This is a genomic window from Pyrobaculum islandicum DSM 4184 (genome assembly GCF_000015205.1).
Taxonomy (GTDB): domain Archaea; phylum Thermoproteota; class Thermoprotei; order Thermoproteales; family Thermoproteaceae; genus Pyrobaculum; species Pyrobaculum islandicum.
The window spans coordinates 1,177,634-1,203,355 of the sequence record NC_008701.1; the positions used below are offsets into that span (position 1 = coordinate 1,177,634).

A 25,722-nucleotide genomic window follows, 5' to 3' on the forward strand; every position below is an offset into this window, starting at 1 on the left:
TCTTGTAAAATACGTGGTTTCTGTTATAGTTCAAAACTTGTGGAAGATTTACCCCCCTAATGTTCATGCCTTGAGAGATGTAAATGTTGAAGTTAAGGACGGCGAGTTTTTAGTGATGTTGGGCCCCTCAGGGTCTGGCAAAACGACGTTTATCAGATGTATAGCTGGTCTTGAAACGCCTACTAAAGGCCGCATTTTCTTTGGCGATAGGCTCATAGTAGACATAGAGAGAGGTGTAAACACTCCACCTGCCAAAAGAAGTGTAGGTATGGTTTTTCAAAACTGGGCGCTTTACCCACATATGAAGGTTTTTGACAATATAGCCTTTCCACTTAAAATCAAGAAAGTACCAAAACACGAGATTGAGAAGAAAGTAAGAGAGATTGCCGAGGCGTTAGATATCGCAGATCTTTTAGACCGCTATCCGCGGCAACTCTCGGGAGGTCAGCAACAGAGGGTTGCCATAGCGCGGGCGTTGGTGAAAGAGCCACAGATACTGCTTTTAGACGAGCCTTTTTCTAACCTAGACGCCCGTCTCCGTATTTCTGCAAGAGAGTTTGTCAAAAGTCTCCAGAGGAAGCTAAAAATCACGACTATACTCGTTACACATGACCAACACGATGCCTATGCTTTAGCCGATAGGATTATGATAATTAACAACGGCGTTATTCAACAAGTAGGCACCACAGAGGAGATCTTGAATAGCCCGGCTAATACATTTGTAGCACAGTTCTTTGGCGATCCCCCCATAAATCTTGTCGAGGGGGAGGGACGTGGCGAATATGTGGATCTTGGCGATCTTAAAATACCAATAATGGCGCCTCTCGGCAAATTACAAATAGGCATTAGGCCAACGGACATCTATATTGCAGAGACTCCACTATCTCCAGAAGACTTGGAGCTCCCTCCTGGCCGTGTGAAACTCGTAGAGTATCTGGGTTTTACGCCTATTGCCGTAGTTAAATGGGAAAGAACAGAGTTGAGAACCGTGGTATATAACAGAGTTAAAGAGGGCGATTTAGCTAAAGTGTATTTAAAGAGAGACGGTATAAAGCTTTTCAAAGATGGAATAAGAGTGCGTTAAATATATTTCATAAAGTTCAAATCCACAATCTTTAATTACCACACCTAGATTCTCATTATGGGCGTCGTTATAGTGGGGTATGTACGCACGCCCATAGGGAAGTTCGGTGGTGCGTTTAAAGATGTAAAAGCGCCCCAGCTTGCCGCGTTTACAATTAAGAAGTTACTAGAGAGAACAGGGATAGAGGGGAGGATAGTAGAGGAGGTAATCTTTGGCTCTACTTTGCAAGGAGGGATGGGCCAGAATCTATCTAGATACGCAGCGCTACTGGCTGGACTGCCTGTAGAAGTTAGTGCATACACAGTCAATAGGGTTTGTTCCTCTGGTATGCAAGCCATCATTGATGCATATAGAGAAATTGCCCTGGGAGATGCCTCAGTTGTTATAGCCGGCGGCGCCGAGTCTATGTCCACTCCGCCTATTTGCCTACCTCAAGACGCTAGATGGGGAATGAGACATTTCATCGGGAGACGCGTAGAGCTTATAGACTTGATGGTGTACGACGGCTTGATTGATCCAACAAACGGCTTAATTATGGGAGAGGAGGCCGAGATGGTTGCCAGAGAGCATAAGATGACTAGAGAGGAGCTCGATCGGATTGCATACGAAAGCCATATGAGAGCCTGGCGTGCCACTGAAAATAAGTGGTTTGACGACATGGAGCCTGTAGATGGCGAATTTGGCGGAGTTAAACTAGACAGAGACGAGGGGATTAGGCCTGATACCTCTTTGGAAAAACTCGCAAAACTCAAGCCAGCCTTTAGGCCAGACGGCCTTTTGACAGCCGGTAATTCAAGTCAGCTTTCCGACGGCGCCGCCGCCCTCTTACTAATGTCCGAGGAGAAGGCGAGAGAGTTAGGCGTAAGGCCTATTGCGCGTATATTGGGGTACAGCTGGCACATGGTAGAACCATGGCGTTTTACAGAGGCTCCAGTATATGCAATCCAGAAGTTGTTAAAGAAACTAGGCGTTGGCTTGGACTATTTTGACTATTTTGAAGTAAACGAGGCGTTTGCTGTAGTTAACGTTTTGGTACATAAGCTACTGGGTATACCATATGACAAGCTTAATGTCTTTGGAGGTGCCATAGCGTTAGGGCATCCGCTTGGCGCATCAGGAGCGAGGATTGTGACTACCTTGATTTCTGTTTTAAGGAGAATGGGCGGCAGACGTGGTATTGCAGCGTTGTGCCACGGCACGGGGGGTGCTACAGCATTAGCAATAGAGTTAGTGACGTAAAGTCAAAAATAGTGGTTGCAAGTTTTCACATATAATAACAGTTATATAGGAACAGACTTGTTTGTGTTTATGGACTATCGTATCGTAGTGGATGCTATAGATTACGAGAAGGCGCGTCTAATAATTACGTCGTTTATCAAAGAGTACGTTGCCGGAGCTGGCGTCAATGGGGTGGTTATAGGCCTCAGCGGCGGTGTGGATTCAACAGTTACCGCGGCGCTTGCAGTAGAGGCCCTGGGTAGTGGGAGAGTTTTGGGTTTGTTTATGCCGTCTATTTATACACCTAAGGAGGATGAGAAAGATGCCATAGAAGTGGCTAATAGGTTAGGCATTAGACTTATCAAAGTGGATATCATGCCAATAGTAGAGGCGTATGCCAAGTCTATCCCAGATTATTCGCCTGACGATAGAGTATCTGTAGGTAATATAATGCCGAGGGTTCGCATGTCGATACTCTACTACTATGCAAATAGATATAATATGTTAGTCGTCGGTAGTGGCGATAGAAGTGAGTTATTACTGGGGTACTTTACAAAATATGGCGATGGGGGGGTGGACTTTTTACCAATCGGCTCTTTATATAAGGTACAGGTTAGAGAAATGGCGAGGAGGTTGGGCTTTGGTTGGATATCTGAAAAGCCAAGTAGCCCCCGGCTGTGGCACGGCCATACGGCTGAGGGCGAGCTCGGCGCGCCGTATGAGGTCTTAGATACAGTACTTTATGCCATATTTGATAAAAAGATGCCGTTGGACAAGGCTAGGGAGATGTTTGGAGAGGTCGTAGATCTAGTAATTAATAGAGTAAAGACTAATGCCCATAAGTTAAAGCCTCCTCCTTACCCTGATTTAACGCCGGCACGAAGAGATGTTTAAAAGACGGCGCGGGATTTTCAAAGGCGTTGTTCTCTATATCTTAAAGTCTAAACCACTCAGTGGGTATGAGATACTGAAAGAACTTAGTAAATTGACGGCGGGTAGATTCGTGCCGTCTCCTGGCACTCTCTATCCGCTTCTTTCATATTTAGAATCTGAAGGATTTATAGAAGCTAGAGAGACGTATGTAGGTAAAAGGAGGAAAAAGATATACGCCTTGACGCAACGTGGAGAGGAGTTCTTAGGTAAACTCTTAGAAGACGAAGAATTTAGAAGTCTCATACAGACATTAGAAAGCGGCGGTGTTGAAGACGATTTATTAGTGGCTATAAGAGACGAGCTTGTATACATAGACGAAGTTTTTGACGAAGTCGAGGGCAGAGATAAAGCAGTTCTAGAGGAAATCTATATAATCTTAAGGCGTCTAGAAGACAAAGTTTTAGCTAAACTAAAGCAAATATGAAATCCCTCTTACACAGGGGTTAAGCTTGTGACTACTATTCCAGAAGTTTTTGAGCTATCCTTACTTTGTGTATGTTATATAGATGAAGCGCGGCGTCTTTTAGCGTAAAGAACTTCATTTTACATTTTGTACAGACTATGTGTTTCACCCCCCATTGATCTATTTCCACAGAGAGATACGACCTAAGTTCCTGAGGCACATCCATACCTTAGATAGATGATCGTTTAATATCTTATTATGCCCCTCTTACACGGCGCCGGCCCTCTTCGGAGGGGCTCGGGGGATCGTCTCCTTATGCCAGACAGGCTGGAGTTTGCGCATGGGATAATCGAGGAGGTGTTTCCTAAGTACGGGTTGGGGAGGTACTTCATAAAGCAGGGAAAGGTGTTCTGGCGTGATGTGGCATTTCACAGAGCGGTCCCCCTTGACGCTCAATTGAGAGTTGAAAACGAGAGAGACGTGGGCAGAGCGGTCTTCGTCGACCTCAAGAGTGGCGTTGTTAGAGTGCGGCGACTACAGAGGACGTTCACAGTTCGTCTTAGGAAACAGACCGTCGAGTGGATTAGGCGGAGGTTGGAAGAAGACGCCAAGCTCAAGTTGGCGTTTCTTGGCATAGAGAAGCGGAAGGACAGGAAGGAATTAACATACGGAAAGCTCTATATAGCGCTTGTCTTTGCTAGAGAGGCCCAACCGATCATGTCGAAAGCTATCGTCGCCGTGTATGTCAACCGCCTAGACCACGGCATGGTGATCGGCGTTGTAAAAGACCGAAAAATTGTGAAACGATATAGGATGAGAGAAGTGGGAAACAGACATATGCAGTGTCTCACTCGTGGCCTCAACGACGCACGTAATAACATCCCCATACACTGGGCAAAGAGGAGGTATTGGGAGTTGTTGGAAAAGACTAAACAACCCGCTTTCCCCCGGAGACCACCACACTTTTAAACTCGTAAGTTTCTTCACTCATGAACCAACCGGCCCTGGGAACCGGCCGACTCCGCCGAGCCCGTCCGCGCGGGCACGGCCGGTTCCCCCTGTCCCCCGCGGCCCGAAAGGGCGTCGGCGGGGGCGGGCTCGGAGTCTCCAGGGAAGGTCGGCGTCGTGAAAAGAGGGTACATTAAAGAAATGTATGATTTGTGGAATTGATGAAGCAGGAAGAGGGCCTGTTGTGGGGCCTATGGTGATTGCAGCCGTGGCAGGAGACGGGGAGAGGTTGCTACAGCTAGGGGTGAGAGACTCTAAGACGTTGAGTCCTACAAAAAGAGAGGTTATATATGCCAGAATTATTGAGGTTGCAGATTGTGTAAACTACGTAGTGGTGGAGCCTCACATAATCGACGAGTATGTAAGACGCAGGATGTTAAATTCGTTAGAGTTGGATTTTACGGCTAGGCTTATAGAGCTGTGTCCAGCCGAGTTGTATTATGTAGATTCTCCAGATGTTAACTCTAGGCGGTATGGAGATGCCTTATCTTTCATAACTGGTCGTAGAGTTGTAGCGTTACACGGCGGAGAATCAGTGCCTCAAGTCGCCGCCGCTAGTATTGTAGCTAAGGTTATCAGAGATAGGCTGATAGATATACTTAAGCGTGAAATTGGCGACTTTGGTAGCGGCTATCCTTCAGATGTAAAAACTATAGAGTGGCTTCGTTTGGGTAAGATACCTGTTGAATGTGTAAGACGCAGTTGGAGAACGTTGCGATATCTTAACACATAACCTTGCCCTATGGTAGAAATTATTTAAATAGGTTTTGTTTGCCTCGTATGTGAGCGTCGTCGATTTAAGTCTTTGGGAACCTCGTACAGAGTTGGGGAGGTTAGTAAAAGAGGGGAAGATAAGGACGATAGATGAGATATTTGCAAATAACTACATTATAAAAGAGCCCGAAATTGTAGACATACTACTGCCAGGTTTAAAACAGGAGATTTTGAACATAAATGTAGTTCAGAGACAGACGCATGCCGGCGAGCGTAGTCAGTTTCAAGTTGTTGTCGCAGTCGGAAATGAAGATGGATACGTTGGCGTCGGCATTGGAAAGGCGAAACAAGTGAGACAAGCCATAGAGAAGGCTGTTAGAGAAGCTAAGCTTAATTTAACGCCTGTGAGAAGGGGGTGTGGTTCTTGGAAATGTTCATGTGACGAGCCGCACAGCGTGCCCTTTGTAGTAAGGGGAAAGTCCGGCTCTGTGGAGGTTACTTTAATCCCAGCGCCTAAAGGCGTTGGGCTGGTGGCTGGAGATGTTGCAAAAGTCGTGCTTAGGCTTGCTGGGATTAAAGACGTTTGGACACAAACACGGGGAGACACTAGGACAACTCTAAACTTCGCCATGGCCGTTTACAACGCGTTAAGAAACACCTATTACTTCAAGATATGATGGAGACAAAGGAGAAGGTAGTATATCCACGTTACGCAGTAATACGGCTCAGAGGTATACCAACGACGCCTAGAGATATAGCGACTACATTACATTTGCTAAGGCTCAGGAGGAAGTTTACTATGGTAGTCGTGCCAGGGACGCCGAGTATAATTGGTATGATACAGAAGGTGAATGACTGGGTTACCTGGGGTGAGATTGATGCAGATACTCTTGCAGAAGTTTTGAAAAAGAGGGGACGTATAGTCGGCGACAAGCCTTTGACATTGGAATACCTCCAGAAGTGGGGCTGGCAGTCTTTTGAAGAGGTCGCGCTTGCCTATATAACAGGCGAGATAGACAGCCTCTCCTGTAGAAAAGTCAGAGTAAGAGAAGGCCAGAGGCCGCCTTGTATACCATATCTAAAGCCGTTCTTTAGGCTACATCCGCCGCGCGGCGGCCTCAATAGTGTTAAACTGCATTTTTCAGTAGGTGGAGACTTGGGGTATAGAGGGCCTTTGATAAATGACTTGATACGTAGGATGTTATAACTACCAAAGTATATACACTAGCCAACCGGCTGTTATTATTAAGATAAGCCACATAATAAAGTTTGACTTAGCCATTTTACTTCCGTCTAGCGTTGGGAGTGGGAGCATGTTAAAAAACGCTAGCCACGCGTTTATATATGCAAAAAACCAAAAGATACCCGATTTAAACAGCTCCATGAACAATATGCCGAGTAGTGCAAATGCGACATTGGCAAGAGGGCCGGCTGCGGCTATGTAAAATACGTCTCTTCTCTCGTCGCCGCGGCCGTAGAGTCTAAATGGTGATATCACCACCGCCCCAGGTGCGGCAAATACAAATCCAAAGAATAGTGGGAGGATTATCGCAAGGGGTAGGAGTGTGTAATCGGCTTGAAACATTGCAAAATACCCCAGTCTCCGTGCCACTTGTCTATGGGCAAGCTCATGGCCTATAAATGCAAAGAGTAAGACAAAGAAAGTCACCGGGAGATACCGGGCTACGAGCCCCCAGTTTATCCCTCCAAAAATGCCCCGTCCAGCCATCGAGATGGCAAACCCTATTGACAAGACTACAAGCGCTATAGCTAAATCTATCAACTCTCTTTTCCTAAGATGTTGATCATACACACTGACATCCAATTCCTAGAGTTTAAATCTCTTAATGCTAGGAGAGCTCTCTTAAACAGCTTACGAAGGCGGCCACCAGATCTATGAACTTCTCTCTTTTAGTACAGCCTCCTTTGTTACACCGGCCCTCTCCGGGCCCGCGGGTACGCCTTTTGGCGGTCGCTGGCGTGGAGGTCCGGCCGTGCCCGCGCGGACGGGCGTAACGGACTGCAACGCCAGTCGATCCCTAAGGCCGGTTGGCTCATAGTAAAGAAAGACTTGACCTTTAGCGTCCCATATGTGTACATGTGCATATATGTGGTGGGGGTGATATCTCTACTAGTTATAAGGAGCACGCGAGGGTATCCAGCCGCGAAGATGGCGAGGACAACCACATCATCGCAACATCGGCATTGCCTATGCGACAAACTGAAACAATTCCCTCTTCCGCATCCCATTTGTTCTCTGTTTTCCCTTCTATATTTTCACTACCTGACATTGAGAGCCTTAAACGTCAGGTGATGCTTTTGTATCGACACAGACGCATATACCGCCGTTTTTATGAAGATTAAGGTTTAGAAGAGGTGCGATATGCCCCCCTTTGTACAACCGGCCTTCCCCGGGGGGCTCGGGGCTCGCCCCCGCCGGACGCCTTGGTGGGCGGGGCGGGGGCGGGGGGCCCGGCCGTGCCCGGGCGGACGGGCGCGCCAGATGTAACAGTCGGCCGGGGCCCCAAGGCCGGTTGGTTCATGAGTGAAGAAACTTACGAGTTTAAAAGTGTGGTGGTCTCCGGGGGAAAGCGGGTTGTTTAGTCTTTTCCAACAACTCCCAATACCTCTTCTTGGCCCATATCAGCGGCACGTTGTCTCTGTGGTCTGAGAGACTGTTGATGGACGCCGCCGAGACGAACCCGCCCCTTGCCGAGGCGCTATGGTGGCCAACATCCTTTTTGTAACGTTGTTGCTGTACGCGTCTGGTAGAGAGAGTAGGCGTCGTTAAAGGTCGCGCCGTCTCTGCCCCATCTAAATTTGTTCGCTAAGTGCATAAAGCGCCTTTTCGATAGCGCCTTTCTCTATGACGTAGACCCCCTGCTTATGGCGTGTTGCGATACCCCTAGACACTAGAAACATCATTAATTTCCGCAATTCCCACCCACAGCGTCTATCTGTGCCACATATTTCACGAGTTCTTACAACGACTATGTTTCCCTTCTCTGCCTTTTTATTGTGCAGGTAATATATCAAGGCAGAAATCCATTTGTTTTTCACATAAAATTCTTGAAGATATTAAGCAACTGAAGCATAGGGAGACTTAGTTTATTAATAGAGACAACTAAGACGGTCTTGCGTGGGGGAGATCCCACTAATTGCACAGTTGTTTTGTCAAGCCCCTATAACCTTACAAAGATACAACAGACGCATTAGTAATAATTCTAAGAAAGACTATGGTGAGACCTTCCGTGAGGCTATGGCTTGCACCTCTTTATCATGGGCACCGCCTCACTGGCGTATAAATCGTGCGTAGGAGATATAAACATATTGAGATAAGTCGGTATGCCTAATAACGTCCATATGTCACGCGACGTTAATCTCTATTTTGGCGTATCACTCTCAATCAAGCGGGCTCTTTCAATACGTTCTGCCACATCTCCAAGGTTTGGAAAAGGAAAGGCAATTTACTACCTAAGCGACGTGACAGGATCTATGCAGTTGTGGCAGTTCGACGGCACTAGACACGATGTGGTAGTGCCATGGGAAGGCAGAGTCTCTGACTATCGCATCGCAAACGACGGCACTATCGTAATAGCGACAGATTTTAACGGAGATGAAAAATGGCGTCTTTACATAATTAACGACGACGTCGTAGTTCCAGTATCTCTCGAAGGGGTGAACTACCTAGGCGCGTGGTCTCCCGACTCACGTAAACTAGCTTTTACATCTACACTAGACGACGGCCAAAACTTCAACCTTTATGTCTACGACCGTGACACAAACTCTGTCGTAAAGCTGGCTGACATCCCAGGTATAAATATCGTAGAGGAGTGGTCAGACGTTGGGATATTTATAACACATTATGAAACTAATTTACATAGCACAATATATTGGTATAGAGACGGCGAGTTAAAAGAACTCACAAAACATAGCGGAGAGACGTGGAGTCACTCGCCTAAGTACTTAGGCAATGGCAAACTATTATATCTCACAAACGCGGACTGGGAATACGTTGGTATTGCACAAATAGATTTGACAACTGGGAACTGGAGATATGTCATTCAACTAGACCGCGATGTTGAGCTTTTTGACGTATGGAGAAGCTACCTAGTTTTTACCCTTAATGAAGAGGGGAGCTCTGGTCTCTACTACATGCACATGCCCTCCGGTCTGACACATAAGATAACGATACCGAGGGGCGTAATAACTTCACTACAGTATAGAGAGGAGAAGTTGCTTTTTTCTCTCTCTAGTGTAAATAGAGGGCATGAGGTATATTTATACCAAAGCGGCGTGGTAAGACAAATTACAGATTCCCCCAAGTTTGGCCTGGCGTTAGATAAGATTCCAGAGCCGGAATCTGTTTGGTATACAAGCCACGACGGTAGGAAAATACAGGCAAATATATACAGACCCCCAGGCGAGGCAAAGGGAGTTGTGGTTTATTTACACGGCGGTCCCGAGAGCCAAGATAGGCCGGAGTTTAAGCCTCTATTAGTTGCTCTTCTCATGTCTGGCCTCATAGTAGCCGCCCCAAACTACAGGGGTAGCACCGGGTTTGGAAAAACCTTCGTACATCTAGACGACGTAGAGAAGAGGTGGGATGCCATAAAAGACGTCGAGACCTTCGCAAGGTGGTTAATGTCAGAAGGCATAGCTAAGAAAAAGCCATGTGTAATAGGCGGCTCCTACGGCGGTTATTTGACATTGATGTCTTTAGCAATGGCTCCGGAGATTTGGGCATGTGGTGTTGAAATGATGGGAATCTTTAACCTAGTTACATTTCTAGAACGTACAGCTCCGTGGAGGAGGAGATATAGAGAGTTTGAATACGGCTCGCTTGAAAAACACCGAGATATTCTTATACAACTCAGCCCATCTACACATGTAGAAAAAATAACCGCGCCTCTAATGGTAATCCACGGCGCAAATGACATACGTGTACCTGTATATGAAGCCGAGCAGCTGGCTAAAAGACTGAGCGAACTGGGGAGAGAGGTTAAGCTCATAATACTTCCGGACGAGGGACATACTATCACAAAAGTAGAAAACAGAGTAAAAGTATATACAGAGGCTATAAAATTCATTATGCAACACATATCTACATAGATCTCTACCGCCGCCAAACCCCGAAGGCTCAGACTCCTCCCTCCGGTTGCCGACTGGGGCCAGAGGAGAGCCAGACATGACTCGTCTCCCCGCCCTAAAGGTCGGGTTTCTCCTCGCCCACGCCTTTATGGGCATCCATGATGCCTCCGGCGTGGGGTCATTGGGCATGGGGCCGGGCGGCACGCGGCCCTCCTCGAGTACCTCCAGCGTCTTCCTCTCGATGTTTACCACCGTAGCGATATCTCTACAAAAATTTTTCAACAATTACGAAGTTCAAAAACTGTCCTGGGGTGGCAGATAATGGTGCTGGACTGACGTCTGACTCTGCGCGAGCTATCCACTCGTTCCGGTGTATCTGGGCGAGCTCGTAAGTCTCCCAGGGAGGGGCCGGGGAAAAGATAGGGACCTCTACTTGATCAATAGTTTTAAAAACTTAGTGATAAGACCTACGATGGTAAGCGTACCTGGGCCTGTCTCCCTAATTGAACCGCTGAGTGGAAACACAATATTGGTGATTAAGATAAATGCGCTACATGTAGTAAAACGTTCTAAGTATCAGGAAATCATAATAGCAGATACAGAAGACTTCGGCCGCGCCTTGATACTAGATGAGTATATTCAATCGTCTTATTACGACGAGGCGTATTACCATGAGAGTCTAGTGCACCCCGCCATGGTTACACACATATCACCGCGAGATGTATTAATACTCGGCGGCGGAGAGGGGGCAACTCTAAGAGAGGCGTTAAAACATTCTACAGTTAAAAGGGCTGTGATGGTAGACATCGATGAGGACGTTGTAGAACTCTCAAAAAAATACCTTCCGCAGATGCACCAAGGCGTTTTTGAAGACCCACGCGCGCAGGTGGTAATAGAAGACGGCTTTGTATATGTAGAAAAAGCTCTTAAAAACGGGGATAAATTTGATGTAGTTATTATGGATCTTACAGACCCGTATAGTTCAGAAATTGCAAAACAGCTCTATTCGCCAGAGTTCTTTAAAAAACTCGTTGGACTGTTAAGAGAAGACGGAATTATCGTGACTCAAGCCGGCAATAGCTTCTTCTTCCCAGAGGCTTACGACATGGTGTTACACGGCGTAAAATCAAGCTTCCCCGTCGTCGCAGAATACAACGTGTGGATACCTTCTTTTGGATATGCAGTAAATTACATCATCGGATCGCTCAAATACGACCCCACTTCATTAACAGCGGAGGAAGTTGAAAAACGACTTAAAGAAAGAGGTGTAAAAACACTATTCTACTCTGGCAAAACACACGTAGGCCTTATGAATTTACCTATTTACCGCAAGATCCGTCATGTATGAAGTAGAGGTAATAAGGGGGACCTACAGCAATTTACTACACAACCAAAAGATAGCTCTAGTAGTATCCTCAGGAGTTTCGCTTTATAAATCTATAGACACAGCACGTCTATTAATTAGACATGGGGCCGACGTCTATGTCTTTATGACGCCGCAGGCAGCACGATTAATTTCGCCACATCTCTTCTGGTGGGCCACTGGACACAAGCCTGTTGTTAAACTCACAGGCGCCACAGAACATATAGAAATATGTGGAAGAGTAGATGTGGTAGTTGTTGCGCCAGCTACTGCAAATACTCTTGTCAAAATGTCTTTAGGCATAGCCGATAACGCTGCTTTGACATGTGTCCTCGCGGCGTCTAAAGCCAAGAAGGTGGTTGTCCCAGCCATGAATTTAGCGATGTGGAATACGCCCCAAGTACAAGAAGCTATAGAGAGACTTGGCAAACACACCATAGTTGTCCCGCCGCTTTTTGAAGAAGGTAAGGCGAAATATCCGCCGCCTGAGGAAGTAGTTGAATATGTAATAGATGCCACTGCGCCGAGAGATTACGAAGGCATCCGCGTTTTAGTAACAGCAGGCCCCACATACGAGCATATAGACGACGTAAAATATATCACAACGCCTAGTAGTGGCCTCACGGGGTATTACTTTGCTAGGGAAGCCGCCGCGAGAGGCGCAAAAGTGACGTTGGTGACAGGCCCCACAGACCTCAAGCCTCCTCCAGGCGTAGACCCCATAAAAGTAACGTCTGTGCTTGAGATGTATCAAGCAGTTGTAGAGAGAGCAGAAAGTCATGACGTATTTATCTTCGCAGCGGCCCCCCTAGATTTCTATGTTGAGAATAAAATAGGCGGGAAAATCGATAGCTCTCTATCACAATACGTTGTTGTATTACGCCAAGCGCCAAAGATAGCCCAAGACGTTAAAAAATACAACCCACGCGCCTTTGTAATAGGCTTTAAGGCAGAACATGGCGTTAGAGAAGAAGAATTAATCAAAAGGGCGAGACAAAGGATGGAGACAGGGGGTTGGGATATCGCCTTGGCACATGATGTATCTAAGATGGGGTTTAGAACGCTAAAAGACGAGTACCTCCTCCTGACGCAAGACGGGATAGAGAAGATAGGGCCGGCTCACAAGCGGGAGTTGGCAAGGGCCATATTGACTATTGCATTGGATAAACTTCGAAAATCAACTAGACCTACGTAGAGTCAACTGTAGAGTTTTTACCAGCTGATAGTGTTTTTGCTCATCTAACTCAATAGAGAGAATTAAAGCCCTTAGTACGGGATCTCCCAATTTGTAAAGGTCGGCGATACTTTCTCTCATCGAAGACTCCTCTTGCGCCAGCGTCTCAAGCTCTTCCACAGTTATGCCTAATTCATCTGCCTTTAGCCTCCCCGAGAGATAGTCTAGAATCATCGTTAATATCTCTGCATGGCGGAGGCTATCTGTGGCAATCTGCATAAACAACGCTCTCACAAGAGGATTACGTACTTTGTACGAATAAGCCATAGCTCTTGTAGCAGTCTCTTGTTCAAGCCGAATTCGCGTCTGTATTAATTCCTCTAGTTCTACCTCTGGACTTTTTTGAGCAAGGATATTAGAAACAACTTTCGCAAGCTCGGTGAGATCGATAGGCCCCCTAGCCCCGCGTTTTGCCGCATCGGCAAACATTTCGGCATGGCTTTTAATAAGCGACATAATTCTCTCATCGCTAGTCAATACATTAACAAGCTCTCCACCCCTCTTTCCAGACAGATACATAGAAACGGCGGCTGGCGTCAAGCCAAGAAGTCTCGCAGTTTCGTTTACGCCCAAGCCCCTCTCTACTAACTCCCGTGCGAGGACAGCCCTAATAGCTGAGAGCACTCTCTCTAAACTCATAATAGCTTATTGCAATATAAACATTTATAAATTGCGGCGAAGAAATCGGCTATGTACAGAGTATATGAACGAAGGGTGGAGGTGCCTATTAGAATTTCTAAAGGCGCAGACGAACAAGCAAGACTGAGAAAACTAGAGAGATGGCCACGTGAGGCCGGAACCACAGTTGTCTTAGACGAATCTGGCTCTAACTTTAGCAAATTGACACAGATATATGCAACAGACTACGGCCTTGAAATTGGCGAAAAGAAGTGGGATATTAAGACAGAGGGAGATTCTATAAAAGCTAGGCTCGAAATTCCACTTCTAAAGGGAAGGGAGGTCAAGGGCCTAGCTGTAATGGAGGCAGCTATACCCAAGGCGCCTGTTGGCGAAGAGGGAAATAACTATGTCTATAAGGCAGAGGTTCTATACTACATAGAAATCGACGAGCAAATACTTGCAGAATCTACAACCAGCGGAATGGTAGAGTTCAGCTTGTAGGTGCTCAGAGGCTTTGGAGTACTCCTACATATATCTAGTCTCCCCGGCGGGTGTCTAGCCGGTGATCTGGGGCCATCCGCTTATAAATTTGCCGAGTTTCTCTCTAAAGCTGAGGCTACCTACTGGCAAATCCTCCCCCTAAGTCATACACTTCCAGAGTATGACGACTCTCCTTATAGCGCAGTCTCGCTATTAGCCGGAAACCCCGCTCTTATAAGTCTTGAAAAAATGGCGCAAGACGGATTGTTGGTTAGATCTCCCCCCAAATGTCCGTCTGTAGAGAGGACAAGTTTTGCAGAGTCATGGGAGCTAAAAAGGCGGTATGTTGAAGAGGCATTTGAGACCAAACTCGGCTGGCGAGACTACGAGGAATTTATAGCCGAGAACTCCTGGTGGCTAGAGTCCTATGGCAGATATATGGCACTTAGGGAGACTTTTAGAGTGCCATGGATCCAATGGCCAGAGTGGGCTCGAAGACTAAACACGCCGCTACCGCCTAAATTGGCCAAGTTGGCAGAGTTCTATAAATATGTCCAATATGTCTTCTGGCGTCAATGGGATGATCTAAAGAGATATGTCAACAGTCTGGGGATATTCATCATAGGCGATCTCCCGATTTATCCAGCGTTAGACAGTGCCGACGTTTGGGAAGGCCGGAGATACTTCAAGCTTGCGCCAGACGGAACCCCCCTCTATGTCTCCGGGGTGCCGCCTGACTACTACTCGCCAACTGGCCAGCTCTGGGGAACCCCAGTATACAACTGGGAGGAGCTGAGGAGAGACCGCTACGTCTGGTGGACGCGGCGGCTTACGCGGATGTTGTCTTTATTCGATTACCTACGTCTCGACCACTTCAGAGGTTACGTGTCATATTGGGAGGTGCCGTATGGCGAGCCCACGGCGGTTAGAGGTAGATGGGCGCCAGGTCCCGGAGAGGAGCTCTTTAAGGCTGTCGAAGAGACTCTCCCAAGGCTTATAGCGGAGGATCTGGGCTTTATAACTCCAGACGTGGTGGAGCTTAGGAGGAGGCTGGGCATTCCCGGCATGCGCGTCCTACAGTTTGCCTGGGATGGAAATCCCGCGAATGAACATAAGCCGCATAACTACGAGAGAAACCTTGTGGCGTATACCGGAACTCACGACAACAACACTATAGTCGGTTGGTGGAGAGAGGAGACAACACCGAGGTCAAGGCGGGAGGCCCTCGCATACATAGGCGGCTGCGGGAGAGAGATAAACTGGTGTTTCATACGCCTTCTTTTTTCTACGGTGGCAGACGTGGCGGTCGTCCCAATACAAGACGTCCTTGGGCTGGGTAGCGAGGCCAGGATAAACAAGCCCGGCACCCTTAGAGGCAACTGGAAATGGAAACTGGCTAAAGACCCGCCTATAAATTTCGCCGTAAGACTAAGGCGACTCGCTAAGCTCTACGGCCGTTAGCTCTTCACACAGAATAAAAACTCGTACAACTATTATGTACCATTCTGTGATGTTGTGTGCCGCATCTGAGATGTGACGACAAACCTCCGGCTGACGTGGGGAGAAGCTCCCTTTGTTACACCGGCCCTCTCCGGGTTAACGGCTGATGCCATAAGAGTAGCAATAAAATAACCCCGTCTTTACTTGCGTTAATCATTGGGCTTTACAAAAACTCAAATCCGACAATAGACGCCACTGGGAATCCAGAACTATGGGCTTTTAGTGAGTCTGTATCTTTTCTATAGATTCACGTATTTTCTCGGCGAGCCAGAGCAACTCTTCCTTGTCCCTGTTGGTGAGGTTCTCCCGCCACTTATCCACTAGTCTGCCTAAAAGCTGAAGTGTAAAATGTAGTGCCGGCCAATAGGGGTGGTGTTCTGCAATACTGTCAGCCAGCTGCTGTAGTTCCTCTACTCGCCTTAACATTGCTGTAGTTACGTCAGGCTCCATCACCCTATCGAAACCGCCTTTTTGTCTTCTAGACGGCGCTCTACACCTAGATATTGCTTAAGCAGATTCGGCAGTACGATTTTCACTACTTTACTCCAATCGCGCCGGATGGCGTCTTCAAGCCAGCTACAGTTTACACCACCGTATTCGGCATAATACATTGAGAACGCCCTGTCTAAGAAGTCATATATTGGATGTGCCATACCATTTCGTTCTACATCCACAGCGAGGCGTCTATAACCCCAGCTTTCTAATAACTTAAGCACCTCTGGGTGTAGTAATTGAAATATGACCTCACGACTCATATCTGCACTACGCGTTATCTATATATAATCTTGACGTTTTGCGATATTTTTCGGCGTCCCGCCTGAAGCCCAGACTAATAGATTCTTAACGGCTTCTTCCACCATCTTTCTCCATACCTCCTCACTTCCATACCCCCCAGCCACCCAAGGCGTTGCAATGACGTTAGGTAGTGAGAAGAACTCGGCGTCTTTAGAAAAATCGTGACGCCCCCACCAGACGTCGCTGGCGAATATAAAGCGGGGTCTTTCTTTTACAATCCGGAGGGCGCCCTCTCTATCCACTACCTCCGCCCTACCCACGTTTACAAATACTGCATCCTCTCTCATCAAGGCGAGATGTTCATACTTCACAAGCCCCCTGGTGTGTTTTGTAAGCGGTAGCGCACAGACGGCAGCGTATGCGTCGCGGAGGGCGTCCTCCAGCCTATGGGTAAACCTCCAAGGCCCCTCTCGCGGCGTGCGAGAGAAACCCCATACTTCAGCGCCCAGCGCCGCCAATATCCTAGCTACCCTAGTCCCTATTTCGCCGAGACCGAGAACGGCGACTTTCTTCCCGGAGAGGACGGGCACGGAAACGTCCTTTTTATAGTCTCCTCTTCTCATCTTTTCATTGTAGTAAAAGACCTTTTTAAACGCGGCTAGCAACATGGCTAGCGCAAATTCGGCGACTGCATCTGCGTTAGAACCAGAGTTTCCAGCCACAACTACATGCGGAGGAATATGCTCCCACGGCAGGTGATCTAAACCAGCCGTCACCACTTGTATAAATCTTAACCTAGGCATCTTTGCCAATTCCTCTGGCGTGAGCCTAGAGACAAGAGCAGCCTCTACGTTGCTTAAATCGCCGCCTTTTACAACCTTAAACCTCCTACTGAGCTCCTCCTCGAGTTCATGCGGAATTTCAAAATTTATATAGAGTTCCATATGTTGAAGAAAGCCTTAGTATATAACGGTTGAGATAGAGAGGAGCTTTAAGACGTCTACAGCCTCGGCGGCCACATCGCCAGGCGCAAAGACATGGTGGTTTGCTGGCGCCTCCGCCTCCAGGCGGACGGGCCTCCCAAACCTAACCGTGGCCTGAGTGCGGCATGCGCTCTGTAGGTAGTTGCCGCTTCGCTCGACGTATACCCGGCCCACAACCGCTTTCTCAAACCCCGGCGAGATAGACACAGTCGTGTAGACGCCTCTCCTCAGCTCCCCGGCGATTCCATAGGGCAGACCCGACTCGAAGTGTGGCATAGTCCACCACCGCTCTACGAGGTCTAGCGACACCGTGCAGTGGGCGAAGGTGGCTCTCTCGCCGCGGCTCTCCACAACGTTGGCTATCCAGCTGCTCTCTCCGGCCAGTCTCCTCAGCAACAACATGGCGAAGCCAGCCGAGAGGTCTCCCTCGCACGCCACTGTGGAGCCCTTGGCGTTCAACAATGCGAGAGCTGGACACGGGGTGTATCTGGCCTTTATCAAGAAGGGGAAGCACTGTATAGCGATGAGGTCAGCCCCAGATGCCAGCTTGCGGAGGGCAGCCGCCACCTTCGCCACCCTCTCGTCTTTAAATAACGAAAGAGCCTCGCCGTCGGGCTCCGAGTTTGCCGCCGCCGATTCGAAGTCGGCCAGAGACACAACTTCCACGTGCCATCCGAACCTCTCTCTCACTATGTCGGCCTGGCGGGTCTTCGACCCAATCAACACGGCCTTTACGCCAATGAGAGAGGAGGCGGCGGCAGAGACCCTAACCGCCTTAGCCAAAACTGGGCCGCACTCAGCGTAGGAGGGGCAGTGGTAGACGACGGCCGTGCGGCCCGAGGCCTCCAGCTCGGCCTTGGTGTGTAGTGCACTTGCGAAGCTGTTGTACTCGCCGAAGCCCACGAGAACTGCGCCACGTGCACCAGCCTTCTCCACGAGTTCTAGCGCTTGAGCTGTTGTCCCGCCGGTGCCGTGGATTATAACGGGGAACCTCTCCCCCTCAGGTCTCTCCGGATTTTTGAGAGAGACATATCTAGCGACATATCTCTCCACCTCGGCGACGTAGTCGACCCCGTGTACAGCCGAGGCCAAGAAGTAGGCCATACATTTTTAAACTCACCTCTATAAAAACGTGAGTGTCTTCATCACTCTCGTGGTGAAGGATATGAGGGAGATCTTGACTTCGCGATACTTCCTCCTCTCCCTCCTAGGCGGCTTCGTTGCCTTGGTTTTCGTGGGCGTCCTAATGGGGGTCTCTATCCGCGGAGCCGCGGCGGCGCAGAAATTCGCCGTAGTGGTAAACGAGACAAACGACCTGGGGCATCGGTATGTGGAAAAGCTGAAGGCTCTTGGCGGCGTGGTGTACAGCGAATTTACGCCTGCGTTGCTTGAGAAGTACAGCTACGTCGTGATAGTGCCGAGGAACTTCACCTTCCCGGCGAGGTTGGAGGTGTACAGGAGATATGGCGGCTTTCTTTCGCTCGCCGCTCCAGCAGTTTTGAGAACCGCGGCGGAGGAGCTGGCAAGAGAGGCGGGCGTGCCTCCCACGCTCGTCAACGTCACCCTCCGCCTGTACTTCGACGGGGCGTGGCTGGGGGAGGCCGAAGCCGGCGCCCTGTTGAGTCTCTACATGGCCTCCTTCGTGATCACCTTAATGGTGCCTCTACTTGTGGCGGCGACTGCTGCCATCGCGGTGGGGGTAGAAAAGGAGAAGAGGACGTTAGAGCTCATACTCGCCACGCCGGCTACGCCAAGCGCGTTAGTTCTGTCCAAACTGGTCAGTTCTATCCTCCTCATGTTGATACAGTTCGCCGTTTTCATGGTCGGCTACGGGGTGTACTTCGCAAACTTAGCCTATCTGCCCGAAGTCTCCCAGCCTAGAGAGATCCCACATCTGTCTCTGCCCACGGGAACCCTGGCACTCTCGGCGTTGTCTATCCTAGCGATATCTGTCCTTGTGGTAGCTGTGTCTTTTGCCTTGGCCAGCCGCGCCGAGGATATCAAAACTGCGCAGAGCGTCGCAACTATGGTGGTGTTTTTCTTCGCCGCACCTGCGGTAGTTGTGTTTTTCGCCCCGACAGACTGGCTTAAGCTAGACCCTCTTCTACACCCACTCTATATTGCCGTGGCCTCTCTCTTCGGCAAATGGAGCGAGATGTATCTATTACTTGCGATAGACTGGGCGCTGGCGGCCGTAGCTCTCTATGTCGTGTCTAAGGTCGTCACCGCGGAGTACCTAGTGACCAGCCGGTGGAGGAGATGATCCGAGCGGTGGGGGTTAGGAAGAGGTTCGGCCGCCTGGAGGCCCTCAAGGGAGTGGACCTAGAGGCGCGGGCGGGGGAGGTCGTGGGGCTTGTTGGACCAAACGGCGCTGGGAAAACCACCACGCTGCGAGTTCTCGCGGGCCTTCTCAAGCCCGACGGAGGCTACGCCGAGGTTCTAGGCGTTAGGACAGACTCGCCGGAGTTTCAGAAGAGACGGAGGTATCTCGCGTATCTGCCAGAGGAGGTTCTGCCCTACGACAACCTCACAGGGAGGCAGTTTATAGAGTTTATACACGGCCTATACGGCGTCGACAACGTGCGAGAGGCCGTGGAGATCTCGGGCCTTGGCCCACGCGTAGACGACAAGGTCAAGACCTACTCAAAGGGCATGAGGCGTAGGCTCGTCGTAGCCGCCTTGCTAACAGTGGGCGCGTTGGCGCTACTCCTGGATGAACCCACGGCAGGAGTCGACGTGGTACACGCCGTCGAGATGAGGAGACTGGTGAAGAACTACGCCAAGTCGAGGGGGGCCGCCGTGGTTTACTCAAGCCACAACATGCTTGAGGTTGAGTCCGTCTGCGACCGGGTGTACTTCATAGACAAGGGGGTCGTGATAGCGCACGGCACGCCCAAGCAACTCATGGAGCTGTACGGAGCGTCCGACCTGGAGGAGGCCTTCGTCAGAGCTCTAGGAAGCGCGGGCGGGGGAGGCCCAGCACCTCCGTCTCCTTGACTATGTGCTGTATATAGCCGCTGTTCAACAGATAGCGGGATCTCTGGAAGTACTCCTCAACGAGCCTCCGGCTTACGCCGAGGCGTCTTGCCGTGGATTCAACAAGAGGGGTGGGGTTCTCGTAGAAGTGGGCGAGGGAGTTCTCCATCTCGGCTACCGCCTCCTCAAGCCCCTCGGTCCCCGGCTTCGCGACCAAGACAGCGAAAAATAGCGGTGTTCCAACGCGCTCTTGCCAGAGCTCGCCGATGTCTAGAAGGGTGGGGACCCCCTTGTCGATCATCCGCAGAGCCTCGTCGCCGATTGCCAAAACTTCGGAACATGCGTCAAGAGCGGCCCAGGGGTCCTCCACAGTCTCTAGCGAAACGCCGAGCAACTTGTTCACTACCCTTGCGCTTACAGTGGTTTCACTCACCGCGCAGAGCCCCCTCGCCCCGCGCCCCTTGAAGACTCTTGCCGACAGTATAGGCCCTGTGCTGTATATAGCTAGTCTCGGCACTATGGGAAGGCCTAGCTCGGCGGCCATGGTTATTGGGACAAAGCCTATGTCGGCGGCGCCTTCCCTCAAGAGGCGGGCCGCCTCTAGGTTGCCGGCCTCTACCACGTCGAGTTTTGCCCGCCAGAAGAGGGGGTCGCTGTGGGCGTATCGAATTCTTACAACTCTAACCATATACCTTGACGACGTTGTACATATTATCCCGCTCTGCTGGCGTAAAACTAGCCGATCTTATGATTTGTATTACATCTTCTCTCTTATCTATCGGCGTTTCAACGCGTTTCCACTCGAGGACTTTCTCCTCGTACAATGTGCCTCCGAAGTCGTCTGCGCCAAAGTACATAGCCAATTGCGCAGTCTCCGGCCCCGTGGTGAGCCAGCCGCTTTGTATATGGGGGATAATGCCGTCGAAAACTATCCTCGCCACAGCTATAATTCTCAACAACGTAGCCGATGTCTTTGGGTATTTTATACGTTTGCCAAGTTCGCTTGTTCCAGGTTCAAAATTCCAAGCGATAAAAGCCAGGAAGCCTTTTGTTTTTTCTTGGAGTTCTGCAATTTTGTACATGTGCTCTGCGATGTCGCTTATAGTTTCAACATGGCCGTACATCATCGTAGCTGAGGTTGGGATGCCGATTTTATGTGCCTCCTCCATAATTCTAAGCCAAGTCGAGCTATCTATCTTCCTGGGCGCGACCTCCTTCCTCACTCTGTCGACAAGTATTTCACCGCCGCCACCTGGCATAGAGTCCATGCCAGCCTCCCTCAGCCTCTCTAACACCTCCCGATATGTGGCGCGTTCTCTCCGCGATAGATAGTCTATCTCTAGTGGCGAAAGTGCATGTATAGCTATGTGCGGAGCCTTTGTCTTTATGGCGCGGAAAAGCGCCTCAAAGTATTCAATGCCTACGTCGGGGTTAACCCCGCCTTGTATCAAGACTTGTCTAATGCCGTATTTAGCGTCTATAGCCAACACTCTCTTGACCGCCTCCTCCACCGTATATACATAACTCTCGGGGTGGCCCGGCGGCCGGTAGAAAGCGCAGAAAGAGCATCCAACTACACATACGTTTGTATAGTTCAAAACCATATTTGAAATAAAGGTAGTGGTTTTGCCATACGTCCTCAGCCTTATTTCATAGGCCCTACGGCCGAGCTCCCAGAGATCTGCCTTTAGGAGCTCTTCTATGTCGTCTCTTTTAAACAAAGGCACGATCGGTGGGGATGACACTTTTTAATATTTTAGCAGAAGTCGTTGTGCTAGATACTTCCTACATTATCGAAAGTGCTCTCAGAGACCTTGACAGATCAGAGGCGGCGCGTATATTTAATGAGGCGGACGTCTTCGTTCTAGCAAAAGCCGCCGACTACTTGACAAAGAGGTTTTTTGGAGATGTCGTTACTTTTGTTAACAACGTCGTAGTAAACTATAGTAATATCTGCGTGGCGAGATGTCCTATATGTGCTTTCTACAGACCTCCGGGCCATCCAGAGGGCTACGTGAAAAAGCCGGAGGAAGCCGCCGCCCTTGTCGAGATGTTTGTTAGGGAATACGGCGTGACAGAGCTCCATATAAACGGGGGTTTCAACCCCCTCTTAACGCCTGAATATTTTGACGAATTGTTTAGGGCTGTTAAAAGGCGGGTGCCCCACGTGGTGATAAAAGGCCCGACGATGGCCGAAGCTGCCTACTACGCAAAGCTTTGGAAGACAAGCGTCCGCGAGGTACTCTCCCGTTGGAAAGAGGCTGGGCTCGACGCTATTTCTGGCGGCGGCGCCGAGATATTTGCAGAAGATGTAAGAAAGGTAATTACGCCGTATAAAATATCTGGCGAAGAGTGGGTTAGAATCGCCGAGATAGCCCACGAGTTGGGAATTCCAAGTAATGTCACAATGCTCTACGGCCACGTAGAGAGGGTAGAACATGTAGTTGACCACATATTTAGAGTTAGAGAACTACAGGAAAAGACAGGCGGCCTCTTGCTCTTTATACCTGTCAAATTCAACCCGTACAACACAGAGCTGTACAAGAGGGGTCTTGTCAAAACTGTCGCCCCCTCTATATACGACGTAAAAATCACCGCAATAGCTAGGCTGATCTTGTTAGACAGACTCAAAGTGGCGGCGTATTGGCTTTCAGTTGGGAAAAGACTTGTTTCTACGCTGCTTTTAGCTGGCGCAAACGACCTCGTAGGCACGATGTATAACGAGACTGTGTTAAGATCTGCAGGCGCTACACATAGCGCAACAATAGAGGAGCTTGCCGCGATAGTTAGAGAAGTTGGAAAAATACCCGCCCTCCGCGATACCTTCCACAGAAAGACGATAATTCTCAACGCGTCTTGATAAAGAAGACGCCGCCTTAATTCTCCTTCTGACAGTCGCCAAGTTCTGTGTTGCCCCGGATGGACCAGCGCCTGGGATGCCCAACACTTCCAGCGAATTGCTACGTTTGGCTATAGAGAGGAGATAGACTACACCTTCCCTCTACTATTCCCCTTAGCAGTAAAAACATTTACAGTAGCCACAGGCATAGACGTCATTAAGACGTCGGCTATCATGGCGGATATATTTAACTATCTAACGCCTTTTGTGGTTATTTTGATTTCAAAACAGCGCTTTTCCTAACTCTCTTTTCCCACCTACGTGCTCTATATTACTATGCCATATGCAGGGAGCACAGCCCTTTTCTTTGCGGCAGCCGCCCTACTCTACGCCACGAAAAGACCTCTTCTATCCTCGGCCTTTTTCTCCCCGGTAGTATTGACAAAATACAAATTGGCGCTGGGGCTACCGGCTATGGGGGATGTGGCGTCTGTTTGATGTCTGCACGCCCCCGTCTGCCGCCTTAGGGGGCTGGACGTCGTTCATGAGATAGGTGTAGTTACGAAGTTAGCCTAGCGGGGTCCACGAGATGTCTCACATACCTCTCGTGGGCGTAGGTGAGCTTCCCCAGATGATCCACATCCCCCTACCTCAAAGACGTATGTGGCAACTATGGGCTCGCCCCCGAGAAACCTCGCCACCCCCTCCATAGGTTCCCACTTCATCCCCATGGATAGGCTAAGCTAATGAGCCGGCCGGCGCCAACACGCGTGACGACGCCGGATTTACGTCGGCGATAGACCCCCGTGGCTCTCCTCCCTCTGCTACAGACACAGGCATAGGTGGAAGTGCTGGGGTAAAACACTTCACTTTGGCGCAAACTACAGAGACATAATCTCTGGGCCTCCCACATCTGGCGGTTGCCACGCCTGGAAGCCTATGTAGGCCAGTACATCCTCCCTCATGAAGTCCCTGATAGATAGTACACCAATCAGCCGTCCGTCGCGGTCAACCACCAGCACATGGCGGACGCCGCGTCGTCTCATCTCAAGTAGTGCGTCGTAGACGTTGGCGTCAGGCATGACGGTCACCAGCTCCCTTCTGGCGACCTCTAGAGCCGGCCTATCCAGAGGCACCCCGGCGGCAAGCGCCTTAATCACGTGCCGTTCTGAGATTACGCCAAGCGGTCTTCCCTCTCCGTCAACTATGGGCAAAACCCCCACGTTGTGCTTCGCCATAAGTTGGATAGCCTCCAGGATGGTTCCGTCGTGTTTGAGAACTATCGGGTTTTTCCGAACCAACGTGCCCACTTCCATAAAACAGATATTGCCATAGAGTTAAAAAATCTTTGCCCAAGATGCAAAAGATACAGCCAGAAAAGCTTATAAATCAACCACTAGCAGGCACGCCCTGGCGGTAGAGGGGGCCATAGCCAGCCGGCTACCCAACCCGGTAGTCTAGCCCAGTCGGGTGGCCCGATGCGACCGAGGACGAGAACTTCTGAGAACTCAGGGAGGACAATTAGAGCGGAGAGAAGAAGCTACGACGGCCCTACAGCATGAACTGCCCTCGTTACGGTGCCGAGATGATTGAAGAGAGGAGCCCTCTGGCACACGGTGGCACTGGGCTCGCCATTCGCCTATTTTGAAATACAACGGAAGTACTGAGGCGCGGAGCCCGCTACCCCCATTCAGCAGATCCAGTGGCCACTAGATGGCTAGTTTATAACTGAATGCCCTGCCCTTTACTGGTGTCTATATTTCTACGGCTGAGTTGGTGAAGACTGTGGAGGGGAGGGGGCGTGGGCGCCGCTTGACTCAAGTGCGAGATGGCCTTGGCAAGGGGCGGCCAATACTACTTGGAGGTTTACCGTCTTTAAGGACTTCGGCGTGAGGATACGCCGGGAGGATAAAGTGGTCTAGAAGACAGGGCCGCCTAGAGGTCATATACAAGCGGGGAGGTGGCTCGCCTACCTCCCCATAGAGGTCGGCGCCTGGTCGCCCGCCAGCAACCCCAGGGGGTATACGACCACACCTAGATAAAGCGGCTAAATCTACAAGAACGGCGGAGTCCACCGCGGCCTCTGCAAGAAGTTCAACATCGCGCTAAACGCCGACGTAAACGCCGCGAGAAACATAGCCGCGAAGCTCGGCCACAGGACGCCAACGCCGAGGAAGATAGAAGCCTACTATCCCACGTCGAACGGATTAACCCCGGAGAGGGGCAACGGCCGAGACCCCCACAGTGGAAACCCCGCATGAGCGGGAAGTGGTTACTGTGAATACAGGCAGAAGACCTAAATACATGCGCACACCCCCTTAGGGTCTCTGCCCCGAAGACGCTCGAGGAGGGCCGCGTGCCGCCCGGCCCCATGCCCAATGACCCCACGCCGGAGGCATCATGGATGCCCATAAAGGCGTGGGCAAGGAGAAACCCCGACCTTTAGGGCGGGGAGGCGGGTCATAATTTGGCGTATACAAGCCTTTTTTGCGTAGTTGTCCGGAGCCCCTTTCATAGGCGGCCTACGGCCGTCTCGGGGA

Annotated in this window: 27 protein-coding genes and 1 pseudogene; 17 read left to right on the top strand and 11 right to left on the bottom strand. The window is 49.9% G+C overall.

Annotated elements, in window-relative coordinates; genetic code table 11:
- Nucleotides 1–13 precede the first annotated feature (13 nt).
- The 4 genes from glcV (at nucleotide 14) to PISL_RS06695 (ending at nucleotide 3,659) form a co-directional block, all read left to right on the top strand.
- Nucleotides 14–1,084, top strand: coding sequence for a glucose ABC transporter ATP-binding protein GlcV (gene glcV / locus PISL_RS06680; protein ID WP_011763038.1), 1,071 nt, complete (start codon nucleotides 14–16; stop codon nucleotides 1,082–1,084).
- A gap of 57 nt (nucleotides 1,085–1,141) precedes the next feature.
- Nucleotides 1,142–2,323, top strand: coding sequence for a thiolase family protein (locus tag PISL_RS06685; RefSeq protein ID WP_011763039.1), 1,182 nt, complete (start codon nucleotides 1,142–1,144; stop codon nucleotides 2,321–2,323).
- Between the two features lie 69 nt (nucleotides 2,324–2,392).
- A complete protein-coding gene (locus PISL_RS06690) occupies nucleotides 2,393–3,196 on the top strand; it encodes an NAD+ synthase (protein ID WP_053240394.1) in 804 nt (267 codons plus the stop codon).
- The gene (locus tag PISL_RS06695) at nucleotides 3,189–3,659 is read left to right on the top strand and encodes a PadR family transcriptional regulator (protein WP_011763041.1); all 471 of its coding nucleotides are present in this window, start codon (nucleotides 3,189–3,191) and stop codon (nucleotides 3,657–3,659) included. The genes PISL_RS06690 and PISL_RS06695 overlap by 8 nt, the downstream gene beginning before the upstream one ends.
- A gap of 34 nt (nucleotides 3,660–3,693) precedes the next feature.
- Here PISL_RS06695 and PISL_RS10875 read toward each other — a convergent pair whose 3' ends face one another.
- The gene (locus PISL_RS10875) at nucleotides 3,694–3,864 is read right to left on the bottom strand and encodes a hypothetical protein (RefSeq protein WP_167827644.1); all 171 of its coding nucleotides are present in this window, start codon (nucleotides 3,862–3,864) and stop codon (nucleotides 3,694–3,696) included.
- A 77-nt stretch (nucleotides 3,865–3,941) separates the two neighbouring features.
- Here PISL_RS10875 and PISL_RS06700 point away from each other — a divergent pair.
- The 4 genes and pseudogenes from PISL_RS06700 to PISL_RS06715 form a co-directional block, all read left to right on the top strand.
- Nucleotides 3,942–4,466 (top strand): annotated as a pseudogene (locus tag PISL_RS06700) (hypothetical protein); the annotation flags it as partial.
- A gap of 325 nt (nucleotides 4,467–4,791) precedes the next feature.
- Complete coding sequence (gene rnhB / locus PISL_RS06705) at nucleotides 4,792–5,379, top strand: ribonuclease HII (protein ID WP_011763043.1); 588 nt, start codon at nucleotides 4,792–4,794, stop codon at nucleotides 5,377–5,379.
- Between the two features lie 49 nt (nucleotides 5,380–5,428).
- The gene (locus PISL_RS06710; RefSeq protein ID WP_011763044.1) at nucleotides 5,429–6,037 is read left to right on the top strand and encodes a 30S ribosomal protein S5; all 609 of its coding nucleotides are present in this window, start codon (nucleotides 5,429–5,431) and stop codon (nucleotides 6,035–6,037) included.
- Nucleotides 6,034–6,567 (top strand): 50S ribosomal protein L30, encoded by a 534-nt coding sequence (locus PISL_RS06715; protein WP_011763045.1) that lies wholly within the window; start codon nucleotides 6,034–6,036, stop codon nucleotides 6,565–6,567. Before PISL_RS06710 ends, PISL_RS06715 begins: the two co-directional genes overlap by 4 nt.
- Here PISL_RS06715 and PISL_RS06720 read toward each other — a convergent pair whose 3' ends face one another.
- A complete protein-coding gene (locus PISL_RS06720) occupies nucleotides 6,568–7,173 on the bottom strand; it encodes a site-2 protease family protein (protein WP_011763046.1) in 606 nt (201 codons plus the stop codon).
- A 1,001-nt stretch (nucleotides 7,174–8,174) separates the two neighbouring features.
- The gene (locus tag PISL_RS06730; RefSeq protein WP_011763047.1) at nucleotides 8,175–8,420 is read right to left on the bottom strand and encodes a hypothetical protein; all 246 of its coding nucleotides are present in this window, start codon (nucleotides 8,418–8,420) and stop codon (nucleotides 8,175–8,177) included.
- Between the two features lie 285 nt (nucleotides 8,421–8,705).
- Here PISL_RS06730 and PISL_RS06735 point away from each other — a divergent pair, with 285 nt between their 5' ends.
- From PISL_RS06735 to coaBC, 3 genes are all read left to right on the top strand, one after another.
- Nucleotides 8,706–10,472: a S9 family peptidase gene (locus tag PISL_RS06735; protein ID WP_011763048.1), complete on the top strand. Its 1,767-nt coding sequence runs from the start codon at nucleotides 8,706–8,708 to the stop codon at nucleotides 10,470–10,472.
- Between the two features lie 451 nt (nucleotides 10,473–10,923).
- Nucleotides 10,924–11,799, top strand: a complete 876-nt coding sequence (gene speE, locus PISL_RS06740) for a polyamine aminopropyltransferase (protein WP_011763050.1) — start codon at nucleotides 10,924–10,926, stop codon at nucleotides 11,797–11,799.
- Nucleotides 11,792–13,009: a bifunctional phosphopantothenoylcysteine decarboxylase/phosphopantothenate--cysteine ligase CoaBC gene (gene coaBC / locus PISL_RS06745; protein ID WP_011763051.1), complete on the top strand. Its 1,218-nt coding sequence runs from the start codon at nucleotides 11,792–11,794 to the stop codon at nucleotides 13,007–13,009. The genes speE and coaBC overlap by 8 nt, the downstream gene beginning before the upstream one ends.
- Here the strand turns inward: coaBC and PISL_RS06750 are convergent.
- Nucleotides 12,992–13,687 (bottom strand): ferritin family protein, encoded by a 696-nt coding sequence (locus PISL_RS06750; RefSeq protein WP_011763052.1) that lies wholly within the window; start codon nucleotides 13,685–13,687, stop codon nucleotides 12,992–12,994. The genes coaBC and PISL_RS06750 overlap by 18 nt on opposite strands.
- A gap of 51 nt (nucleotides 13,688–13,738) precedes the next feature.
- Here PISL_RS06750 and PISL_RS06755 point away from each other — a divergent pair, with 51 nt between their 5' ends.
- Both PISL_RS06755 and malQ read left to right on the top strand, forming a co-directional pair.
- On the top strand, nucleotides 13,739–14,170 hold the full coding sequence (locus PISL_RS06755) for a hypothetical protein (protein ID WP_011763053.1): 432 nt from the start codon (nucleotides 13,739–13,741) through the stop codon (nucleotides 14,168–14,170).
- Nucleotides 14,171–15,610, top strand: coding sequence for a 4-alpha-glucanotransferase (gene malQ / locus PISL_RS06760; RefSeq protein ID WP_011763054.1), 1,440 nt, complete (start codon nucleotides 14,171–14,173; stop codon nucleotides 15,608–15,610).
- Nucleotides 15,611–15,868: 258 nt separating this feature from the next.
- Here malQ and PISL_RS06765 read toward each other — a convergent pair whose 3' ends face one another.
- Genes PISL_RS06765 through PISL_RS06780 form a run of 4 tightly spaced genes read right to left on the bottom strand, consistent with a single transcriptional unit; the run spans nucleotide 15,869 to nucleotide 18,471 of the window.
- The gene (locus PISL_RS06765; protein ID WP_011763055.1) at nucleotides 15,869–16,099 is read right to left on the bottom strand and encodes a hypothetical protein; all 231 of its coding nucleotides are present in this window, start codon (nucleotides 16,097–16,099) and stop codon (nucleotides 15,869–15,871) included.
- Nucleotides 16,099–16,404, bottom strand: a complete 306-nt coding sequence (locus PISL_RS06770; RefSeq protein ID WP_011763056.1) for a hypothetical protein — start codon at nucleotides 16,402–16,404, stop codon at nucleotides 16,099–16,101. Before PISL_RS06770 ends, PISL_RS06765 begins: the two co-directional genes overlap by 1 nt.
- An 18-nt stretch (nucleotides 16,405–16,422) precedes the next feature.
- Nucleotides 16,423–17,328 (bottom strand): 2-hydroxyacid dehydrogenase, encoded by a 906-nt coding sequence (locus tag PISL_RS06775; RefSeq protein WP_011763057.1) that lies wholly within the window; start codon nucleotides 17,326–17,328, stop codon nucleotides 16,423–16,425.
- A 15-nt stretch (nucleotides 17,329–17,343) separates the two neighbouring features.
- Nucleotides 17,344–18,471 carry a fucose isomerase gene (locus tag PISL_RS06780; protein ID WP_011763058.1) on the bottom strand — a complete coding sequence of 376 codons (1,128 nt, stop codon included), beginning with the start codon at nucleotides 18,469–18,471 and terminating at the stop codon, nucleotides 17,344–17,346.
- 28 nt (nucleotides 18,472–18,499) lie between these two features.
- On the opposite strand from PISL_RS06780, the gene PISL_RS06785 reads away from it, so the two are divergent.
- Both PISL_RS06785 and PISL_RS06790 read left to right on the top strand, forming a co-directional pair.
- The gene (locus tag PISL_RS06785) at nucleotides 18,500–19,630 is read left to right on the top strand and encodes an ABC transporter permease (protein ID WP_245218342.1); all 1,131 of its coding nucleotides are present in this window, start codon (nucleotides 18,500–18,502) and stop codon (nucleotides 19,628–19,630) included.
- Nucleotides 19,627–20,364 carry an ABC transporter ATP-binding protein gene (locus PISL_RS06790; RefSeq protein ID WP_011763060.1) on the top strand — a complete coding sequence of 246 codons (738 nt, stop codon included), beginning with the start codon at nucleotides 19,627–19,629 and terminating at the stop codon, nucleotides 20,362–20,364. Before PISL_RS06785 ends, PISL_RS06790 begins: the two co-directional genes overlap by 4 nt.
- Here PISL_RS06790 and PISL_RS06795 read toward each other — a convergent pair.
- Both PISL_RS06795 and mqnC read right to left on the bottom strand, forming a co-directional pair.
- Nucleotides 20,312–21,031 (bottom strand): MqnA/MqnD/SBP family protein, encoded by a 720-nt coding sequence (locus PISL_RS06795; protein ID WP_011763061.1) that lies wholly within the window; start codon nucleotides 21,029–21,031, stop codon nucleotides 20,312–20,314. The genes PISL_RS06790 and PISL_RS06795 overlap by 53 nt on opposite strands.
- Nucleotides 21,024–22,070 (bottom strand): cyclic dehypoxanthinyl futalosine synthase, encoded by a 1,047-nt coding sequence (gene mqnC / locus PISL_RS06800; protein WP_011763062.1) that lies wholly within the window; start codon nucleotides 22,068–22,070, stop codon nucleotides 21,024–21,026. Before mqnC ends, PISL_RS06795 begins: the two co-directional genes overlap by 8 nt.
- 11 nt (nucleotides 22,071–22,081) lie before the next feature.
- On the opposite strand from mqnC, the gene PISL_RS06805 reads away from it, so the two are divergent.
- Entirely contained in the window at nucleotides 22,082–23,203 is a 1,122-nt protein-coding gene (locus PISL_RS06805) for a CofH family radical SAM protein (RefSeq protein WP_053240397.1), read from the top strand.
- Nucleotides 23,204–23,248: 45 nt separating this feature from the next.
- A complete protein-coding gene (locus tag PISL_RS11715; RefSeq protein WP_167827731.1) occupies nucleotides 23,249–23,485 on the top strand; it encodes a mannosyltransferase family protein in 237 nt (78 codons plus the stop codon).
- A gap of 578 nt (nucleotides 23,486–24,063) precedes the next feature.
- On the opposite strand, the gene PISL_RS06810 is transcribed toward PISL_RS11715, so the two are convergent.
- The gene (locus tag PISL_RS06810; RefSeq protein WP_011763064.1) at nucleotides 24,064–24,498 is read right to left on the bottom strand and encodes a CBS domain-containing protein; all 435 of its coding nucleotides are present in this window, start codon (nucleotides 24,496–24,498) and stop codon (nucleotides 24,064–24,066) included.
- Nucleotides 24,499–25,722 lie beyond the last annotated feature (1,224 nt).

What these genes read in the sequence shown, in the direction of transcription:
- PISL_RS06755 (WP_011763053.1), top strand. Translation starts at nt 13,739, where the DNA reads ATGTACAGAGTATATGAACGAAGGGTGGAGGTGCCTATTAGAATTTCT.
- PISL_RS06810 (WP_011763064.1), bottom strand. Translation starts at nt 24,498, where the DNA reads ATGGAAGTGGGCACGTTGGTTCGGAAAAACCCGATAGTTCTCAAACAC.
- PISL_RS06715 (WP_011763045.1), top strand. Translation starts at nt 6,034, where the DNA reads ATGATGGAGACAAAGGAGAAGGTAGTATATCCACGTTACGCAGTAATA.
- PISL_RS06780 (WP_011763058.1), bottom strand. Translation starts at nt 18,471, where the DNA reads ATGGCCTACTTCTTGGCCTCGGCTGTACACGGGGTCGACTACGTCGCC.
- PISL_RS10875 (WP_167827644.1), bottom strand. Translation starts at nt 3,864, where the DNA reads ATGGATGTGCCTCAGGAACTTAGGTCGTATCTCTCTGTGGAAATAGAT.
- PISL_RS06765 (WP_011763055.1), bottom strand. Translation starts at nt 16,099, where the DNA reads ATGGAGCCTGACGTAACTACAGCAATGTTAAGGCGAGTAGAGGAACTA.
- PISL_RS06770 (WP_011763056.1), bottom strand. Translation starts at nt 16,404, where the DNA reads ATGAGTCGTGAGGTCATATTTCAATTACTACACCCAGAGGTGCTTAAG.
- rnhB (WP_011763043.1), top strand. Translation starts at nt 4,792, where the DNA reads ATGATTTGTGGAATTGATGAAGCAGGAAGAGGGCCTGTTGTGGGGCCT.
- PISL_RS06790 (WP_011763060.1), top strand. Translation starts at nt 19,627, where the DNA reads ATGATCCGAGCGGTGGGGGTTAGGAAGAGGTTCGGCCGCCTGGAGGCC.
- PISL_RS06775 (WP_011763057.1), bottom strand. Translation starts at nt 17,328, where the DNA reads ATGGAACTCTATATAAATTTTGAAATTCCGCATGAACTCGAGGAGGAG.
- PISL_RS06690 (WP_053240394.1), top strand. Translation starts at nt 2,393, where the DNA reads ATGGACTATCGTATCGTAGTGGATGCTATAGATTACGAGAAGGCGCGT.
- PISL_RS06750 (WP_011763052.1), bottom strand. Translation starts at nt 13,687, where the DNA reads ATGAGTTTAGAGAGAGTGCTCTCAGCTATTAGGGCTGTCCTCGCACGG.
- PISL_RS06735 (WP_011763048.1), top strand. Translation starts at nt 8,706, where the DNA reads ATGCCTAATAACGTCCATATGTCACGCGACGTTAATCTCTATTTTGGC.
- PISL_RS06795 (WP_011763061.1), bottom strand. Translation starts at nt 21,031, where the DNA reads ATGGTTAGAGTTGTAAGAATTCGATACGCCCACAGCGACCCCCTCTTC.
- PISL_RS06805 (WP_053240397.1), top strand. Translation starts at nt 22,082, where the DNA reads ATGACACTTTTTAATATTTTAGCAGAAGTCGTTGTGCTAGATACTTCC.
- PISL_RS06685 (WP_011763039.1), top strand. Translation starts at nt 1,142, where the DNA reads ATGGGCGTCGTTATAGTGGGGTATGTACGCACGCCCATAGGGAAGTTC.
- speE (WP_011763050.1), top strand. Translation starts at nt 10,924, where the DNA reads ATGGTAAGCGTACCTGGGCCTGTCTCCCTAATTGAACCGCTGAGTGGA.
- coaBC (WP_011763051.1), top strand. Translation starts at nt 11,792, where the DNA reads ATGTATGAAGTAGAGGTAATAAGGGGGACCTACAGCAATTTACTACAC.
- PISL_RS06695 (WP_011763041.1), top strand. Translation starts at nt 3,189, where the DNA reads ATGTTTAAAAGACGGCGCGGGATTTTCAAAGGCGTTGTTCTCTATATC.